The 15,532-nt window shown below is 66.4% G+C and carries 16 protein-coding genes; 15 read left to right on the top strand and 1 reads right to left on the bottom strand.

Annotation, left to right across the window (positions count from 1 at the left end; translation table 11 throughout):
• The first annotated feature begins 20 nt into the window (after positions 1 to 20).
• The 10 genes from EV678_RS14520 (at position 21) to EV678_RS14475 (ending at position 8,860) form a co-directional block, all read left to right on the top strand.
• Positions 21 to 1,778: a PHA/PHB synthase family protein gene (locus tag EV678_RS14520; RefSeq protein ID WP_014236722.1), complete on the top strand. Its 1,758-nt coding sequence runs from the start codon at positions 21 to 23 to the stop codon at positions 1,776 to 1,778.
• 120 nt (positions 1,779 to 1,898) lie between these two features.
• Positions 1,899 to 3,062 carry an NAD(P)H-dependent flavin oxidoreductase gene (locus tag EV678_RS14515; protein ID WP_014236723.1) on the top strand — a complete coding sequence of 388 codons (1,164 nt, stop codon included), beginning with the start codon at positions 1,899 to 1,901 and terminating at the stop codon, positions 3,060 to 3,062.
• Positions 3,059 to 3,724: a chemotaxis protein gene (locus tag EV678_RS14510; protein ID WP_130460032.1), complete on the top strand. Its 666-nt coding sequence runs from the start codon at positions 3,059 to 3,061 to the stop codon at positions 3,722 to 3,724. The genes EV678_RS14515 and EV678_RS14510 overlap by 4 nt, the downstream gene beginning before the upstream one ends.
• Entirely contained in the window at positions 3,724 to 4,464 is a 741-nt protein-coding gene (locus EV678_RS14505; protein WP_014236725.1) for an oxygen-binding di-iron domain-containing protein, read from the top strand. Before EV678_RS14510 ends, EV678_RS14505 begins: the two co-directional genes overlap by 1 nt.
• A gap of 122 nt (positions 4,465 to 4,586) precedes the next feature.
• Positions 4,587 to 5,039 carry a hemerythrin domain-containing protein gene (locus tag EV678_RS14500; protein ID WP_130460031.1) on the top strand — a complete coding sequence of 151 codons (453 nt, stop codon included), beginning with the start codon at positions 4,587 to 4,589 and terminating at the stop codon, positions 5,037 to 5,039.
• Complete coding sequence (locus tag EV678_RS14495) at positions 5,036 to 5,275, top strand: DUF2249 domain-containing protein (RefSeq protein WP_130460030.1); 240 nt, start codon at positions 5,036 to 5,038, stop codon at positions 5,273 to 5,275. The genes EV678_RS14500 and EV678_RS14495 overlap by 4 nt, the downstream gene beginning before the upstream one ends.
• Positions 5,276 to 5,333: 58 nt before the next feature.
• Positions 5,334 to 6,632, top strand: a complete 1,299-nt coding sequence (locus EV678_RS14490) for a hypothetical protein (protein ID WP_130460029.1) — start codon at positions 5,334 to 5,336, stop codon at positions 6,630 to 6,632.
• Positions 6,633 to 6,647: 15 nt separating this feature from the next.
• On the top strand, positions 6,648 to 7,865 hold the full coding sequence (locus EV678_RS14485; RefSeq protein ID WP_130460028.1) for an NnrS family protein: 1,218 nt from the start codon (positions 6,648 to 6,650) through the stop codon (positions 7,863 to 7,865).
• Positions 7,866 to 7,884: 19 nt separating this feature from the next.
• The gene (locus tag EV678_RS14480; RefSeq protein WP_014236730.1) at positions 7,885 to 8,271 is read left to right on the top strand and encodes a SirB2 family protein; all 387 of its coding nucleotides are present in this window, start codon (positions 7,885 to 7,887) and stop codon (positions 8,269 to 8,271) included.
• A 10-nt stretch (positions 8,272 to 8,281) separates the two neighbouring features.
• Positions 8,282 to 8,860 carry a hemerythrin domain-containing protein gene (locus tag EV678_RS14475; RefSeq protein ID WP_130460027.1) on the top strand — a complete coding sequence of 193 codons (579 nt, stop codon included), beginning with the start codon at positions 8,282 to 8,284 and terminating at the stop codon, positions 8,858 to 8,860.
• A gap of 95 nt (positions 8,861 to 8,955) precedes the next feature.
• Here the strand turns inward: EV678_RS14475 and fnr are convergent, their stop codons facing one another.
• Entirely contained in the window at positions 8,956 to 9,702 is a 747-nt protein-coding gene (gene fnr, locus EV678_RS14470) for a fumarate/nitrate reduction transcriptional regulator Fnr (protein ID WP_014236732.1), read from the bottom strand.
• A gap of 151 nt (positions 9,703 to 9,853) precedes the next feature.
• Here fnr and hemN point away from each other — a divergent pair, with 151 nt between their 5' ends.
• From hemN to EV678_RS14445, 5 genes are all read left to right on the top strand, one after another.
• A complete protein-coding gene (hemN, locus tag EV678_RS14465; protein WP_014236733.1) occupies positions 9,854 to 11,251 on the top strand; it encodes an oxygen-independent coproporphyrinogen III oxidase in 1,398 nt (465 codons plus the stop codon).
• Between the two features lie 129 nt (positions 11,252 to 11,380).
• Entirely contained in the window at positions 11,381 to 12,067 is a 687-nt protein-coding gene (locus EV678_RS14460) for a sulfite exporter TauE/SafE family protein (protein ID WP_014236734.1), read from the top strand.
• 19 nt (positions 12,068 to 12,086) lie between these two features.
• A complete protein-coding gene (locus EV678_RS14455) occupies positions 12,087 to 12,515 on the top strand; it encodes a universal stress protein (protein WP_130460026.1) in 429 nt (142 codons plus the stop codon).
• A 183-nt stretch (positions 12,516 to 12,698) separates the two neighbouring features.
• Positions 12,699 to 15,134, top strand: coding sequence for a heavy metal translocating P-type ATPase (locus EV678_RS14450; protein WP_130460025.1), 2,436 nt, complete (start codon positions 12,699 to 12,701; stop codon positions 15,132 to 15,134).
• A gap of 152 nt (positions 15,135 to 15,286) precedes the next feature.
• Positions 15,287 to 15,493 (top strand): heavy-metal-associated domain-containing protein, encoded by a 207-nt coding sequence (locus EV678_RS14445; RefSeq protein ID WP_130460024.1) that lies wholly within the window; start codon positions 15,287 to 15,289, stop codon positions 15,491 to 15,493.
• Positions 15,494 to 15,532: the final 39 nt, after the last annotated feature.

Here is a 15,532-nt window from a genome sequence, read left to right as displayed (position 1 = left end):
TCCTAAAAAGGCAGAAAACCATGGCGGCCAACCCCAATTCAGCTTCCTCCTCCAAGCACCACAAGAGCATCAACCTCTCGGGAGCCAGTCCCCTGGAAGACATGGGGGAGAAACTGGAGAAGCAGGTCGATCCTTTTGGCATCACCACTTCCATGCTCAATGCCCAGGCCGCCTGGCTGATGCATCCCCAGGAGCTGAGCCGCGTCATGACGGGGCTTTCCGGCGACCTGCTGGCCCTCCAGGCCCACGTTATGCGCCGGGCCCTGGGCCTGCCTTCCGAGGATGTGGTGCGCCCGCATGAGGATGACAGCCGCTTTTCCGATCCGGTATGGGAGCAGTCCCCGACCTGGGACATCATGAAGGAGTGGTATCTGGCCATGACCCACCGGCTGGAGGACATGTACTTCGAGACCCCCGGCCTGTCGGACAAGGAGCGCCGCCGCGCCGCCTTCTGGCTGCGCAAGTGGCTCAATGCCGTGGCGCCCACCAATTTCTTCTGGACCAACCCGGTGGCCCTGCGCAAGTTCGTCGAGAGCAAGGGAGAGTCCCTGGCCCGGGGCATGGAGAACTATCTCAAGGACAGCCAGTCCGGCACCGTGCGCATGGTGGATGAGGATGCCTTCAAGGTCGGCGTCGATCTGGCGACCACGCCCGGCCAGGTGGTGTTCCGCAACCGTCTGGTGGAACTGATTCAGTACACCCCGACCACGGCCCAGGTCTACAAGCAGCCCATCGTCATCGTCACGCCCTGGATCAACAAGTTCTACATTCTGGACCTGACCGCCAAGAAGAGCCTGGTGCGCTATCTGGTGGAGAAGGGCTTCACGGTTTTCATCACCAGCTGGAAGAATCCGACCGAGGACATGTCCCAGGTCACCTACGAAGACTATGTGACTGAGGGCGTGCATGAGGTCATGGAAGCCGCCCGCACCATCTGCAAGGTGCCTCAGGTCAATGCGGTGGGCTACTGCATCGGCGGCACCACCCTGACGGCTTACATGGCCTGGGCCAACCGCAAGTTCGGCAGTGCCGACAAGGTGCCGGTGTCCTCCTGGACCCTGTTCACCACCCTGACGGATTTCTCCCGTCCCGGCGACATCGAGGTCTTCGTGGATCCGGCCAGCGTCAAGTGGATCGAGGATTCCATGGCCAAGAAGGGCTACCTCGACGGCAAGGAAATGATGTCCTCCTTCCGCATGCTGCGTTCCAACAGCCTGATCTGGCACTACTACGTGCACAGCTACCTCTACGGCGAGCCCCTGGCGCCTTTCGACGTGCTGTTCTGGAACGTGGACAGCACCCGCATGCCTTACGCCATGCATTCCTACTACCTGCGGGAGATGTACCTCAACAACAATCTGGTGAAGAAGGATGCCCTTACCATCGGCGGTGAGGCCATCGACCTGGAACGCATCACCCAGCCTCTCTATGCAGTGACGGCGGAGGACGACCACATCGCCCCCTGGCGCCAGTGCTATCGCATCCGCAAGTACGTCAGCGCGCCGACCCGGTTCGTGCTGTCCACTTCCGGCCACATCCTCGGCATCGTCAATCCGCCGGTGAATCCGCCCAAGCGCAGCTACTGGGTGGGAGAGCCGGAGCGGGGCGAGAATATCGAGCGTTGGGAAGCGGCGGCCGAGAAGCGTCCTGGCAGCTGGTGGGAGGACTGGGTGCAGTGGCTGGTGCCCAAGAGTGGCGCCCTGGTGGCCCCGCCCAAGCCCCACAAGGACTTTCCGGCCCTGGCGCCGGCGCCGGGCACCTACGTGCTGGAACCCTGAGGCAGGCATGGGAAGGGGAAAGCCCGGCGGGGGAGCTACGACAAAAGGCTTAATCCAGATCAAGCCAAGCATCCCGGATTGTGATATCGTGAGCGGCTTTGTTTTTAGGCCGCAGACTCGATGAGCTCCACCGCTTTCCCCCCTCTCAAAATCAAAGGTAAGACCCTGGTGCCCATCGTCCAGGGGGGAATGGGGGTCGGTATTTCCGCCCACCGCCTGGCCGGTACCGTCGCCTCCCTCAACGGGGTGGGGACCATCGCCAGCGTCGATCTGCGCCGCCACCACCCGGACCTGATGGCCGAGACCGGCCGTTCCCGCAACCGGGAAGCCATCGAAAAGGCCAACCTGATCGCCCTCGACCGGGAAATCAAGATGGCCCAGGACATCGCCCAGGGCCGCGGCGTCATCGCCGTGAACGTCATGCGGGCGGTGACCCAGTACCAGGATTACGTGCGTCAGTCCTGTCAGTCCGGCGCCGAGGCCATCGTCATGGGTGCCGGTCTGCCCCTGGATCTGCCCGAATTGACCGAGGGCTACCCGGACGTGGCCCTGGTGCCCATTCTTTCCGACGTGCGCGGCATCGTGCTGCTGCTGAAGAAATGGATGCGCAAGAACCGCCTCCCCGACGCCATCGTCATCGAACATCCCCGCTACGCCGGCGGCCACCTGGGTGCCGCCAAGAAGGAGGATGTGAACGATCCCCGCTTCAACTTCGAGGTGGTCATCCCCGGCGTGCTGGAAGCCTTCGAGGAAATGGGCATTGCTTCCGAGAAGATTCCCCTGATTCCGGCTGGCGGCATCAACAGCCACGAACGGGTGCGGGAGCTGATCGACATGGGCGCTGCCGCCGTGCAGCTGGGCAGTGCCTTCGCCGTGGCCGAAGAGGGCGACGCCGACATCGAATTCAAGAAGGTCCTGGCCGGCGCCAAGGACAAGGACGTGGTGGACTTCATGAGCTGTGCCGGCCTGCCGGCCCGGGCAGTGAAGACCCCCTGGCTGGAAAAGTACCTGAACCGGGAAGAAAAACTCATGGCTGCCGCCGCAGGCAAGGAGCACAAATGCACCCTGGCCTGGGACTGCCTGCTGCAGTGCGGCCTGCGGGACAGCAACCCCAAGCACGGCCAGTTCTGCATCGACAACCAGCTGGCTGCCGCCGTCACCGGCGACGTGCAGAAGGGCCTGTTCTTCCGCGGCGCCTCCAGCCTGCCGTTTGGTTCCGCCATTCGCCCCGTGCGAGAATTGATGCATTATCTGCTGACTGGCGAAAAACCCGTCTTCACATGACCTCCACGGCGCTGCAGGTTTCCGACACCTACCCGGCATCCCCTTCCGGCATTCGTGCCGCGGAAGGAACTGCCGGGGCGTCCCTGGACCTGCTGCGCATCGTGCGCATCAACGAACAGATCAAGGCGGTGGTGGCCGTCGCCTTCAAGATCAACATCATGGCCCTGAACGCCATCTTCCTGGCCAAGCGGGCCGGCAGTGCCGCCCTCGGCTTCGGCGTTCTCTCCAACGAATTGCGCGTCTTTTCCCGGGACCTGCGGACCCAGATGGAGTCCCTGCGCCAGCTGATCCACGCCTCCGTGGTGGAAGTGTCCCGCCTGCTGCAGCATTCCCGCTATTCCCGCCTGCTGGCGGCCGGTGTCCAGCTTTCCGGCGGCAACGCCCGCCTGGAAGAGGTGCTGCGCCGGCGCGACCGGGAGGCCCAGGCGCGGCGCGAGACCCTTTCCCGCCTGCGGCGTGAGCTGAAGCTGGCCCTGGAAGATGCGTTCCAGCTGGTGGAGCTGGGCGGCGTGCTGGCCAAGTCGGCTAAGATCGAAGCCGCCTACGGGCAAAGCTTCGCCGGGGCCCTGGCCCAGGTTTCCGGCGAGTTCGACGGGATTGTCGAAGAGATCCGCGGTTCCCTGGAGACCCTGAAAAAATCCAGCTTCTTCGGGGGGAGATAATGAAAAAGACCCAGACCATCTTTCAGGACGGCACCCACAAATGGGTGGCCATCGTGCGCGATCCGGAACGTCCCGACTCCCTCATCGACACCAATGAGTACCTGGTGGCCAACGGCGTCCAGGGGCTGATCCTGGACCCGGGCGGCGCCGAGATTTTCCCGGCGGTGTTCTCCGCCCTGGCGGCCGAGTTCGATCCGTCCGCAGTGGTCGGCCTGTTCGCTTCCCACCAGGACCCGGACATCATTTCCTCCCTGGCCATGTGGCTGGAATTCAATCCCAAGATGCACTGCTACACCAGCTGGCTCTGGGAGAGCTTCATTCCCCATTTCGGCGGCACCAGCGACACCTTCGTGCCCATTCCCGACGAGGGTATGGAGATCGGCCTCAACGGCCTCACCCTGACTGCGGTGCCGGCCCACTACCTGCATTCCTCCGGCAATTTCCACCTCTACGACCGCCAGGCCCGCATGTACTTCTCCGGCGACGTCGGCGCAGCCCTGTTGCCGCCCGAGGAGGCAGGTCTGTTCGTCGAGGATTTCGATCGCCACATCAAGCACGCCGAAGGCTTCCACCGCCGCTGGATGGGCTCCAACGAAGCCAAGCGCCGCTGGTGCGAACGGGTGGCCCAGATGGAAATCGACATGCTCTGCCCCCAGCACGGCGCCATCTACCAGGGAGCCGACGTGCAGCGCTTCATCAACTGGTTCGACGAGCTGCAGGTCGGCATCCTGCGCGGCTGAACGGCCTCCCGCCCTCCTGTTTCGCCCGGCGCCGGACACCTGTCCGGCGCTTTTGATTCCAGTCAAGGAGTCCTCCTGCCGGGCTGGGCAGAATCCGCCTGAACCCCAGAGAGGAAGCAGGCATGACCCCCATCCGAGACTACATGAGTGGCGACCACCGCCGCTGCGACGACCTGTTCGCGGCCGTGGAGCAGTCCCTCTCCCAACCCGACCCGGCCTTGCCGGCCCAGCTCTTCGCCGATTTCTGCCAAGCCACCCTGGCCCATTTCCAGGCGGAAGAGGAAGCCCTCTTTCCCGCCTTCGAGCAGGCCACCGGCATCCGCATGGGGCCCACCCAGATGATGCGGCTGGAACATGTGCAGATGCGCAGTCTCATGGACGAAGCGCGCCAGGCCCTGGCCGCCGGCGACCAGGACGACTACCTTGGGGCGGCCGAGACCCTGCTGATCCTCATGCAGCAGCACAACCTGAAGGAAGAAAACGTCTTGTATCCCATGTGCGACGAACACCTGGCCGGGCATGCCGGCGAGCTGCTGCCCCTGCTGCAGAAGACCACCGGGAGTGCCCAGTCATGAGTGCCCGCGACGAAGCCTCCCTGGTGGTGGATGCCCGCATGATGGAGCCGCCCGAACCCTTCGTGCGCACCATGGAGGGCCTGGATGAGCTGAAGGACGGGGAAAAGATGCTGCTCCTGCTCTACCGGGAGCCCCATCCCCTGTACCGCACCCTGGTGAACAACGGCTATACCTACCGTTCCCAGACCGCAGAAGACGGCACGGTGGAGATTCTCATCTGGAAGGTGGCGGCCTGAGGTCCCTGGCGCCGGCCCGTCGCCGCTGATCGTCACGCCGCCGCCCAGGACGCTTCCCATGCAAGCCATGCTGTCCTTCGACCAGGCCCCGCCCCTGGCGGCGCCCCTGCGCTTCTTTCTCACCGCCCCCCTGTTCGCGGCGGCCGCCGGCCTGCTCCTGCTGATCCTCGGGCCGGAGCTGCTGGCCTCCCGCTGGACCGCCGGGGCCCTGGCCTTCACCCATCTGCTGACGGCCGGCTTCATGTTGCAGACCATGGTCGGCGCCCTGCTGCAGATCCTGCCGGTGGCCACCGGCGCCGGCGTGGCCCGGCCCCTGGGCGTGGCCCGGGCGGTGCACGGCCTGCTTACCCTGGGGCTGCTGTTCCTGGTGGGGGGCTTCCTCACCTACCGCAGCGAACTGTTCCAGGGCGCCCTGTTGTGTCTCGGCGGCGGCGTCCTCATCTTCCTCGTTGCCGTCGGCCGGGCCCTGGCCCAGATTCCCATGGGCAGCACCATCCAGTGGGCCCTCAAGCTGGCCGTGGCCGGCCTCGGCGTGACGGTGCTGCTGGGCCTGTCCATGCTGGTCAACCTGGCCTGGGGGCTGTCCTGGCCCCTGCTGGAAATCACCGGCATCCACCTGGCCTGGGGCCTGGTGGGCTGGGGCGTGCTGCTGCTGTCCGGCGTCGCCTACGTGGTGGTGCCCATGTTCCTCCTGACGCCGGCTTTTCCCGGCTGGCTGACCCGGCTCCTGGCGCCCCTGCTGTTCCTGCTGCTGGCCCTGTGGAGCGGCGCCGAGGCGGCCGGCTGGGGCGGTGCCCCCCTCCTGGCGGCCCTGGTGGCGGCCGGTTGCGGCACCTTTGCCCTGGCGACCCTGTGGTTGCTGGTGCGCAGCAAGCGGGCCCGGCTCGATGCCACCCAGCGCTACTGGCGGCTGGGGCTGGCCTGCGCCGTCGGCGGGGCGGCCCTGTGGGCGGTGGGGCAGCTGTGGCCGGCCCTGGGCCTGTGGCCCGGGCTGCCCCTGCTGCTGGGCATGCTCCTGCTGGTGGGCGGGTTCATGTCGGTGATCACCGGCATGCTGTACAAGATCGTGCCCTTCCTCATCTGGCTGCATCTGCAGAACGCAGGTCAGGGGCGGGTGCTGGCGCCGAACATGAAGCGCATCCTGGCCGAGAGCGCCATGGCGCGGCAGATGGCGGCCCATGCCGCTTCCCTGGCCCTGCTGCTGGCCGCCGTGGTCCGCCCCGCCTGGTTCGCCTGGCCGGCCGGACTGGCCCTGCTGCTGTCCAACCTGTGGCTGCTGGTGAACCTCTGGCGCTGCCTGCAGGTCTATCGGCGGCACCTGCGGCATATCGGCGAGCAGCTCGCCGCGGCTGCCTGATTTTTCGGAGATTCCATGTTCAAGGCCTTTTTCAGCGCCCCCCACCGGGTCATGTTCGCCCTCGGCGCCCTGCAGAGCCTGCTGGCGGTGCTGTTCTGGGCGGCGGACCTGGGCGGCCGCTATGCCGGCCTCTATGGGGCTCCGGCCTGGGCCCTGCCCGGCATCTGGCTGCATGGGGCCCTGATGCTATTCGGCCTGTTCCCGCCCTTCATCTTCGGCTTTCTCATGACGGCCCTGCCCAAGTGGGTGAGCGCCCCGGCCCTGACGCGGGGCCAGTACCTGCCGGCCTTCGCTCTGCTGGCCGGCGGCTGGCTGCTCTTCTGGGGCGGCCTGCTGGCGGCGCCCCTGGCCGTGTCCGGCCTGGTGGTGGCGTCCCTCGGCTGGCTGTGGGGCTTGGTCGCCCTGGCCCGGGCCGTGACCTGGCCCCAACCCCGGGGCTTCGCCCCGGACCGTTCCCACGCCTACGCGCTGCTGGCCGCCCTGGGTCTGGGCCTGGTCGCCCTCTGGGCCTATGCCTGGGGCCTGGCGGCCATGGCCGGCGATGGGGTGCGGGCCGGCATCGAGCTGGGGCTGTGGGGCTGCCTGCTGCCGGTGTTCTTCATCGTCAGCCATCGCATGCTGCCCTTCTTCACTGCAGCGGTGCTGAAGAACTACACCATCTACCGCCCCATGCCCCTGCTGTGGCTGGTGCTGACCTGCTTCCTCGGCCACGCCCTGCTGGCCCTGGTCGGCTGGCACGGAGCCCTGTGGCTGCCGGACGCCGTTGCCGCCGCTGTGGTCATTCATTTCTCCTGGAAGTGGCAGCTTCGGCGCAGCCTGGCGGTGCCCATGCTGGCCATGATCCATGGCGCCACCGTCTGGCTGGGCCTGGGGCTGGTGCTCTATGCCTGCCAGGGGCTGGCCCTGGCGCTGGGCGGCAGCTTCGGCGGCCTGGCGCCCCTGCACGCCATCAGCATCGGCTATTTCGTTTCCATGCTGCTGGGCATGGTCACCCGGGTCACCCTGGGGCATTCGGGCCGGCCCATCAACGCCGGGGATCAGACCACCTGGCCCCTGTTCTGGCTGTTCCAGAGCGTGCCCCTGCTGCGCATCGCCGGCGAGTTCCTGCCCCTGTCCGGCCCCTTCAACCTGCAGTGGCTGGCCAGCCTGGCCTGGCTGCTGGTGTTCGCCCTGTGGGTGCGGCGCCACGGCGCCATGTACCTGCGGCCCCGGCCCGACGGCCAGCCCGGCTGACGGATCGCGGAGCCATCCCATGTACCTGGCCCTCAAGCATCTGCACATCACCTGCGTCGTCCTCTCCGGCCTCGGATTCCTCCTGCGCGGATTTTGGATGCTGCAGGAGTCGCCCCGCCTGCAGGGGCGCCTGCCGCGGGTGGCGCCCCATGTGGTGGACACCCTGCTGCTCGGCAGCGCCCTGGCCCTGGCCTTTCTCTCCGGCCAGTATCCCTTCGTCCAGGGCTGGCTGACGGCCAAGGTGCTGGCCCTGCTGGCCTACATCGGCTGCGGCAGCGTGGCCCTCAAGCGGGGGCGCAGCAAGGCGGTACGGGGCATCTTTTTCGTCATGGCCCTGTCGTGTTTCGCCTATATCGTTTCCGTTGCCCTGACGCGTCATCCCGCCGGCTTCTTCGCCGGTCTGTGAAAGGAATTGCATGAGCCACAGCCTGTTGGGCGCCGCCGCCCCCAGTTTCGACGAACCCCTGGAAATGCTGGATGCCTGTCACGGTCGCATCCAGGCCCAGATCGAGACCCTGCGCCGCCTGGTGCAGCACCTGCCCCGGCACGGTGCCGACCAGGCTGCCCGGGAGGCGGCCCAGGGCGTGCTGCGCTATTTCTCCGTGGCCGCTCCCCATCACCATGCGGACGAGGAGGATGACCTCTTTCCCGCCCTGCGGGCGAGCCAGGCGGTGGCCCGGGAAGCGGCGGTGGCGGCCCAGGTGGAGGCCCTCATCGAGCGCATCCTGGCCGACCACCGGCGCATGGACCGGGCCCGGGACGAGGTGCTGGCCCGCCTGCAGGCCATCGTCGCGGCCCAGCCGGGGGAATGCAGCGAGGCCCTGCCGGCGGCCATGGTGGAAGGGCTGGCCGAGCTTTATCTGGGACACATCGATCTGGAAACCCGGGAGCTGCTACCCCTGGGGCGGCGCCTGCTGTCCCCCGTGCAGGCGGCCGCCGTCGGCCGCAGCATGGCGGCACGGCGGGGGGCGGTGTTTCCGGAAGGGGAGCAGTAGGACTGCCGGCACTCCTGGACTAAGCCCGGGCAATAATCCGGGCAATAAAAAAAGCGGCTCCGTGGAGCCGCTTTTTGTTCGATGCTTGCCCGGGATCAGGCTGACTGGTGGGTCATCAGCTTTTTCAGGCCCGGGATGTCCAGGATGCGGATGTGCTTCTGCTGCACGGCGATCAGACCTTCTTCCTGGAAGCGGGAGAAGGCGCGGGAAACGGTTTCCAGCTTGAGGCCCAGGTAGCTGCCGATTTCTTCCCGGGTCATGCGCAGGTAGAACTCGGCGTGGGAATAGCCGCGGGCGGTGAAGCGCTGGGAGAGATTGAGGAGGAAGGCAGCCAGCCGCTCTTCCGCCCGCATGGTGCCGAGCAGCATCATGACCCCGTGGTCGCGCACGATCTCCCGGCTCATCACCTTGTGGAAGTGGTGCTGCAGGGCCACGATCTCCCGGGACAGACCTTCCAGGCGGGGGAAGGGGATGATGCAGACTTCGCTGTCTTCCAGGGCCACCGCGTTACAGGAATGGTGTTCGGTGCTGATGCCGTCCAGGCCCAGCAGCTCGCCGGCCATCTGGAAGCCGGTGACCTGGTCGCGGCCGTCTTCCAGCAGCACGTCGGTCTTGAAGAAACCGGCGCGGATGGCGTAGATGGATTCGAAGGCCTCCCCGGCCCGGTACAGGTGGTCGCCGCGCTTGATCTTGCGGCGGGTACTGACCAGTTCGTCCAGCTTGGACATCTCGGTCTCGTTGAGACCGTAGGGAAGACACAGTTCTTGCAGGTTACAGTTCGAGCAGGCGGTCTTGATGACCGACAGGGTAATTTCTTGGGCGCTGGTCTTCTTCAACGGCATGCTGTTCCTCGCTGGGCCAAGGGCGTTCGGATGGTGGTAACCTGCGCCGGAAGGCCCTTTGGAAGCCTTTGATCCAGGTCAACGTGCCCCAGTTCCTGCACCACGATAATAAGCCGCACCTAATGTGTGGTTCTGCAACGACTGTTTTTCAATGACATTTACCGCCAACAACCTGGTTTTCGATCCCCAGATCATCCGCCGCTTCGACGTCAATGGACCGCGCTACACGTCCTATCCGACGGCTGACCGTTTTGTCGAAGCCTTCGATGCCGAGGCCCTGAAGCTGTGGTTGGGCAAACGCAACATCGGCGGTATCAGCCGACCGCTGTCATTATACTTCCACATCCCCTTCTGTAACACCATCTGCTACTACTGCGCCTGTAACAAGATCATCACCAAGGATCACGGCCGTAGCGCCAAGTACATCAAGTACCTGGGCAAGGAGATGGCCCTGCAGGCCGAGTACCTGCTGGACGGGGATCGGGAAGTCTCCCAGCTGCACTGGGGCGGCGGCACGCCCACCTTCCTCTCCCATGAGGAAATGCACCAGCTGATGGACCTCACCCACCGCCATTTCAAGCTGGTGGATGGGGCCGAGATTTCCATCGAAGTGGATCCGCGCAAGGTGGACCGGCCCACCGTGGCCCTGCTCGGCGAGCTGGGCTTCAACCGCATGAGCCTGGGCGTCCAGGATTTCGACGAGCGGGTGCAGCAGGCCATCAATCGCATCCAGACCGAGGAAGAAACCTTCACGGTGATGGACCAGGCGCGCAAGAGCGGCTTCAAGTCCATCAGCGTGGACCTCATCTACGGCCTGCCCCACCAGACGGTGATGGGCTTCAACCGCACCCTGGAGCGGGTCCTGGCCATGGACCCGGAGCGTCTCTCCATCTACAACTATGCCCACCTGCCGGGCCTCTTCAAGCCCCAGCGGCGCATCAACGAGAGCGACCTGCCCAACGCCGACACGCGCCTGCAGCTGCTCTCCCTGGCCATCAAGAAGCTGACCGATGCTGGCTACGTCTTCATCGGCATGGACCACTTCGCCAAGCCGGACGACGAGCTGGCCGTGGCCCAGCGCCAGGGCCGGCTGCACCGCAATTTCCAGGGCTACTCCACCCATGCGGACTGCGACATGCTGTCCTTCGGCATTTCCTCCATCGCCAAGGTGGGGCCCACCTACAGCCAGAACTACCGCACCCTGGACGAGTACTACGACCGCCTGGACGCCGGCGTGCTGCCGGTGCTGCGGGGCATCGAGCTGACCGCCGACGACCTGCTGCGTCGTTCCATCATCCAGGCCCTGATGTGCCATTTTGAAATTTCCACCGAGTCCATCGAAATCGCCCACCTGATCGACTTCAAGAAGTACTTCGCCGCCGAGCTGGAGGACCTGAAGGAACTGGAGCGGGGCGGTCTGGTGAAGGTGGACGACAAATGGATCACCGTGCTGCCCCCGGGACGTCTCCTGGTGCGGGCCATCTCCATGGTGTTCGACAAATATCTGCGCGCCGATCGGCAGCGCACCCGTTACAGCAAGGTCATCTGACCGGGCTACGGGATACCGCGTTTAACTTGAGGCAAGCCTCAGGGGGGAAAAGCCGGGCGCTGGGGGAAACCCCAGTGCCCGGTATAATTTTGGCCATGGCCTTTTTCACTTTCCGCACGGCGCTCCCACGTGGCTGACTCTTTCCTGCCCACCCTGCTTTCCGTCCTCCTCGTCGGCTTTCTCGGCGGCACCCACTGCATCGGCATGTGCGGCGGCATCGTCGGTGCCCTGTCCCTGGGGCAGGCCGGAGGCAGCCGCTGGTCCCTGCATCTGGCCTACAACCTGGGGCGCATCGCCAGCTACGGCCTGGCCGGCCTCCTGGCGGGGGCCGTCGGCGCGGCCGGCGCCCACCTGGGAGAGCAATGGTCCCTGCGTCTGGTGCTCTACGTGCTGGCCAACCTGATGCTGGTGGCCCTGGGCCTCTATCTGCTCGGTGCCACCCAGGCCCTGGCGTGGACCGAGCGGGCAGGCCAGGGCCTGTGGCGCCGTCTGCAGCCCTTTTCCAAACGTTTTCTGCCCGCCCGTAGCCCGGCTCAGGCCTTTCCCCTGGGCTTGCTGTGGGGCTGGCTGCCCTGCGGTCTGGTATACAGTGTGCTGACCACCGCCCTGGTGAGCGGCAGCGCCGCCCGGGGCGGCGCGGTGATGCTGGCCTTCGGCCTGGGCACCCTGCCCAATCTGCTGCTGGCCGGCCTTCTGGCGGCGCGGCTGAAGGATTTCGTGCGGCGCCCCTGGGTGCGCGGCATCGCCGGGCTGAGCGTGCTCGGCTTCGGCCTGTGGGGCCTGCTGGGCGCCTGGCGCCTGGCCCATAACATCTAGAAATACTGAGGAGCAGACGATGCTGAATTTCCTGCTGGCGGTCGATGGTTCCGCTTGTTCCCTGCGGGCCGTGGATCACCTGATCTCCCGCCTCTCCTGGTACCGGGAAGTGCCGACGGTGCACCTGCTCTACGTGCATCCGCCCATTCCCGACGGCCGGGTGCAGCGCCACCTGGGCCACGAAACCCTGGAGCGCTACTACCGGGAGGACAGCGTGGAACGCCTGGAGGCGGCCGAGGCCAAGCTCAAGGCCGCCGGGGTGGCCTACCAGCGGCACATCCACGTGGGCCAGCCGGGGGCCGTCATCGCCCATCAGGCCGCCGAACTGGGGGCCGACCTGGTGCTGCTCGGCAGCCACGGCTGGAGCGCCATCGCCGGGGCCGTCATGGGCTCGGTGGCCACCCGGGTGGTGCATGAAACGAGCGTTCCCGTTCTGCTGGTGAAATAGGCGGCAGGCCGTCTGCCAGCGCAGCCGGCCTGATCCCCGGCATGAGCGGGCGGGGAGGAGGGCTGCGTTCATCCCCGCGCAACGAAGAAACCCCTGGCCGTGCCGGCGGTCTGTAACCATGGGGTTTGAGCCCCTCTGTTACTGGCGGCTAAGGGCGCCTGCGCCCATAATTAGCCATTGCTAATGTTTCTTGCCGAGTTGCCCGTGTCCCAGTCCCCTGCCGCTCCTTCTTCCTCCCGCCTCGACCTGCCCATCGCCGGCATGACCTGCGCCGCCTGTTCGGCCCGCATCGAGAAAGTGCTCAACCGCCTGCCTGGCGTGGAGGCCAGCGTCAATCTGGCGGCGGAGCGGGCCAGCGTCGCCTTGAGCGGCGGGGAAACCACGCCCCAGCGGGTGGTGGAAGCCATCGAGAAGGCCGGCTTTTCCGTGCCGCCGGCCACGGTGGAACTGGAACTCACGGGCATGACCTGCGCCGCCTGCGCGGCCCGCATCGAGAAGGTGCTGAACCGCCTGCCCGGCGTCGAAGGGGCGGTGAACCTGGCCGCCGAGCGGGCCCGCATCCGCTACGTGCCGGGTCTGGCGGATACGGCCCGGCTGATCAGCGCCGTGGAAAAGGCCGGCTTCGGCGCCCGGGTGGCCAGCGATACCACCCGGGAAGAGGAAAAGGCCCGCAAGGCCGCCCTCTACGCCGCCGAGAAGCGGCGCTTCTTCATCGCCGCCCTGCTCACCCTGCCCCTGGTGGCACAGATGGTCACCATGTTCGGTCCGGCGCCGGAAAATGGCCACAGCGACCTGCTGCCCCGTTGGCTGCAACTGCTGCTGGCCACTCCGGTGCAGTTCTGGATCGGCTGGCGCTTCTACGACGGCGCCTACAAGGCCCTGCGTGGTGGCGGTGCCAACATGGACGTGCTGGTGGCCCTGGGCACTACCATGGCCTACGTCTTTTCCCTGGTGGTGACCCTCTTCGGGCTGGAGCACCAGCACGTCTATTTCGAAGCCTCCGCCGCCGTCATCACCCTGGTGCTGCTGGGCAAGCTGCTGGAGGCCCGGGCCAAGGCCAAGACCACTGCCGCCCTGGAAGCGCTGGTGCGCCTGCAGCCCAAGACCGCCCGGGTCGAACGCAATGGTGAACTGGTGGAGCTGGACGTGGCCCTGCTCATTCCCGGCGACGTCTTCATCGTCCGCCCCGGCGAAGCGGTGCCGGTGGATGGGGAGGTGATCGAGGGCGCTTCCAGCGTCAATGAAGCCATGCTCACCGGCGAGTCCATGCCTGCCGGCAAGCAGGCGGGCGACGCCGTCTTCGCCGCCACCAGCAACGGTCAGGGCATGCTGCGCTGCCGCGCCACCGGCGTCGGCGAACACACTTTGCTGGCCGGTATCATCCGCCTGGTGGCCGAGGCCCAGGGCTCCAAGGCGCCGGTACAGCGGCTGGCCGACAAAATCTCTGCCATTTTCGTGCCGGTGGTCTGCGCCATCGCCCTGGTCACCTTCGGCCTGTGGTGGTGGCTGGGGGGCGATTTCACCACCGCCCTGGTCAATGCGGTGGCGGTGCTGGTCATCGCCTGCCCCTGCGCCCTGGGACTGGCTACGCCCACCGCCATCATGGTGGGCACCGGCCGGGGCGCCGCCGCCGGCATCCTGGTGAAGAATGCGGAAGCCCTGGAGCGGGCAGAAAAGCTGAAGGTGCTGGCGGTGGACAAGACCGGCACCCTGACCCGGGGCGAACCGGCGGTGACCGACATCGTCGCCCTGGGCACCGGCGAAGACGAGGTGCTGGCCCTGGCGGCCGCTCTGGAGCAGGGCTCGGAACATCCCCTGGCACGGGCCGTGCTGGCTGAGCAGAAGGCCCGGGGCCTGGCGATGCAGGCGGTGAGCGGCTTTGCCGCCGTGGCCGGCCACGGGGTCGAAGGGACGGTGTCCTCCCGGGCCCTGCTGCTGGGCAGCCCGTTCTGGGCGGCGGAGCGGGGTGCCACGGTGGAGAATGGCGTCCTTGCGGCCTTGCAGGGGCAGGGCAAGACGGTGGTGGTGCTGGCTGAACAGCAGGCCGGTGGCAGCGTGGCCCTGGGCCTGATCGCCATCGCCGATCCCCTGCGGGAGAGTTCCAAGGCCGCGGTGGCGCGCTTGCAGGCCCTGGGTGTGGAAGTGGTGATGCTCACCGGTGACAACCGGGCCACGGCGGCGGCCATTGCCGCCCAGGCCGGCATTACCCACTTCGAGGCGGAAGTGCTGCCCGGCGACAAGGCAGCAGCGGTGCAGAAACTGAAACAGGGCGGCCGTCTGGTGGCCATGGCCGGCGACGGCATCAACGACGCCCCGGCCCTGGCCGCGGCGGATGTCAGCTTCGCCATGGGCGCCGGTTCCGACGCCGCGGTGGAGGCCGCCGACCTGACTCTGGTGAAGAGCGACCTCATGGGCGTGGCCCACGCCATTGCGCTTTCCCGGGCCACCCTGTCGAAGATCCGGCAGAACCTTTTCTTCGCCTTCATCTACAACGTGCTGGGCATTCCCCTGGCCGCCTTCGGCCTGCTCAACCCGGTGGTGGCCGGCGCCGCCATGGCCTTGAGTTCGGTGTCGGTGGTGAGCAATTCCCTGCTGCTGCGGCGCTGGTTGCCGAAATAGGGGCGTTAGCCACAGAGGACACAGAGTTCACAGAGGGTTCTTTGTCGTGGCTAATGTCTGTTCTTCGTCGATAGTCGGCCTTGAAGCATCCGACGGTTTTAAACTCTGTGTTCTCTGTGCCCTCTGTGGCCAAGTTTTTAAGTGAGGATTCAATGGCAACAACAACCATCCCCGTCGGCGGCATGAGCTGCCAGAAATGTGTGGCCTCCCTTACCGGCGTGCTGTCCAAGCTGCCCGGCGTGGAAAAGACCGAAGTGGTGCTGGAGCCGGGCCAGGCCACCGTCACTTACGATCCGGCCCAGGTGGACGAGGCCCGCTTGCGGGAAGCGGTGGAGGATGCGGGCTTCGACGCCCTGTAACTCTCCCGGTCCCGGCATGAAAAAGCCGCCTGCCCATTG

Source organism: Azospira oryzae (genome assembly GCF_004217225.1).
Classification (GTDB): domain Bacteria; phylum Pseudomonadota; class Gammaproteobacteria; order Burkholderiales; family Rhodocyclaceae; genus Azospira; species Azospira oryzae.
This window is presented reverse-complemented; position numbering and strand designations above follow the sequence as displayed.

What these genes read in the sequence shown, in the direction of transcription:
- EV678_RS14520 (WP_014236722.1), top strand. Translation starts at nt 21, where the DNA reads ATGGCGGCCAACCCCAATTCAGCTTCCTCCTCCAAGCACCACAAGAGC.
- EV678_RS14515 (WP_014236723.1), top strand. Translation starts at nt 1,899, where the DNA reads ATGAGCTCCACCGCTTTCCCCCCTCTCAAAATCAAAGGTAAGACCCTG.
- EV678_RS14510 (WP_130460032.1), top strand. Translation starts at nt 3,059, where the DNA reads ATGACCTCCACGGCGCTGCAGGTTTCCGACACCTACCCGGCATCCCCT.
- EV678_RS14505 (WP_014236725.1), top strand. Translation starts at nt 3,724, where the DNA reads ATGAAAAAGACCCAGACCATCTTTCAGGACGGCACCCACAAATGGGTG.
- EV678_RS14500 (WP_130460031.1), top strand. Translation starts at nt 4,587, where the DNA reads ATGACCCCCATCCGAGACTACATGAGTGGCGACCACCGCCGCTGCGAC.
- EV678_RS14495 (WP_130460030.1), top strand. Translation starts at nt 5,036, where the DNA reads ATGAGTGCCCGCGACGAAGCCTCCCTGGTGGTGGATGCCCGCATGATG.
- EV678_RS14490 (WP_130460029.1), top strand. Translation starts at nt 5,334, where the DNA reads ATGCAAGCCATGCTGTCCTTCGACCAGGCCCCGCCCCTGGCGGCGCCC.
- EV678_RS14485 (WP_130460028.1), top strand. Translation starts at nt 6,648, where the DNA reads ATGTTCAAGGCCTTTTTCAGCGCCCCCCACCGGGTCATGTTCGCCCTC.
- EV678_RS14480 (WP_014236730.1), top strand. Translation starts at nt 7,885, where the DNA reads ATGTACCTGGCCCTCAAGCATCTGCACATCACCTGCGTCGTCCTCTCC.
- EV678_RS14475 (WP_130460027.1), top strand. Translation starts at nt 8,282, where the DNA reads ATGAGCCACAGCCTGTTGGGCGCCGCCGCCCCCAGTTTCGACGAACCC.
- fnr (WP_014236732.1), bottom strand. Translation starts at nt 9,702, where the DNA reads ATGCCGTTGAAGAAGACCAGCGCCCAAGAAATTACCCTGTCGGTCATC.
- hemN (WP_014236733.1), top strand. Translation starts at nt 9,854, where the DNA reads ATGACATTTACCGCCAACAACCTGGTTTTCGATCCCCAGATCATCCGC.
- EV678_RS14455 (WP_130460026.1), top strand. Translation starts at nt 12,087, where the DNA reads ATGCTGAATTTCCTGCTGGCGGTCGATGGTTCCGCTTGTTCCCTGCGG.
- EV678_RS14450 (WP_130460025.1), top strand. Translation starts at nt 12,699, where the DNA reads ATGTTTCTTGCCGAGTTGCCCGTGTCCCAGTCCCCTGCCGCTCCTTCT.
- EV678_RS14445 (WP_130460024.1), top strand. Translation starts at nt 15,287, where the DNA reads ATGGCAACAACAACCATCCCCGTCGGCGGCATGAGCTGCCAGAAATGT.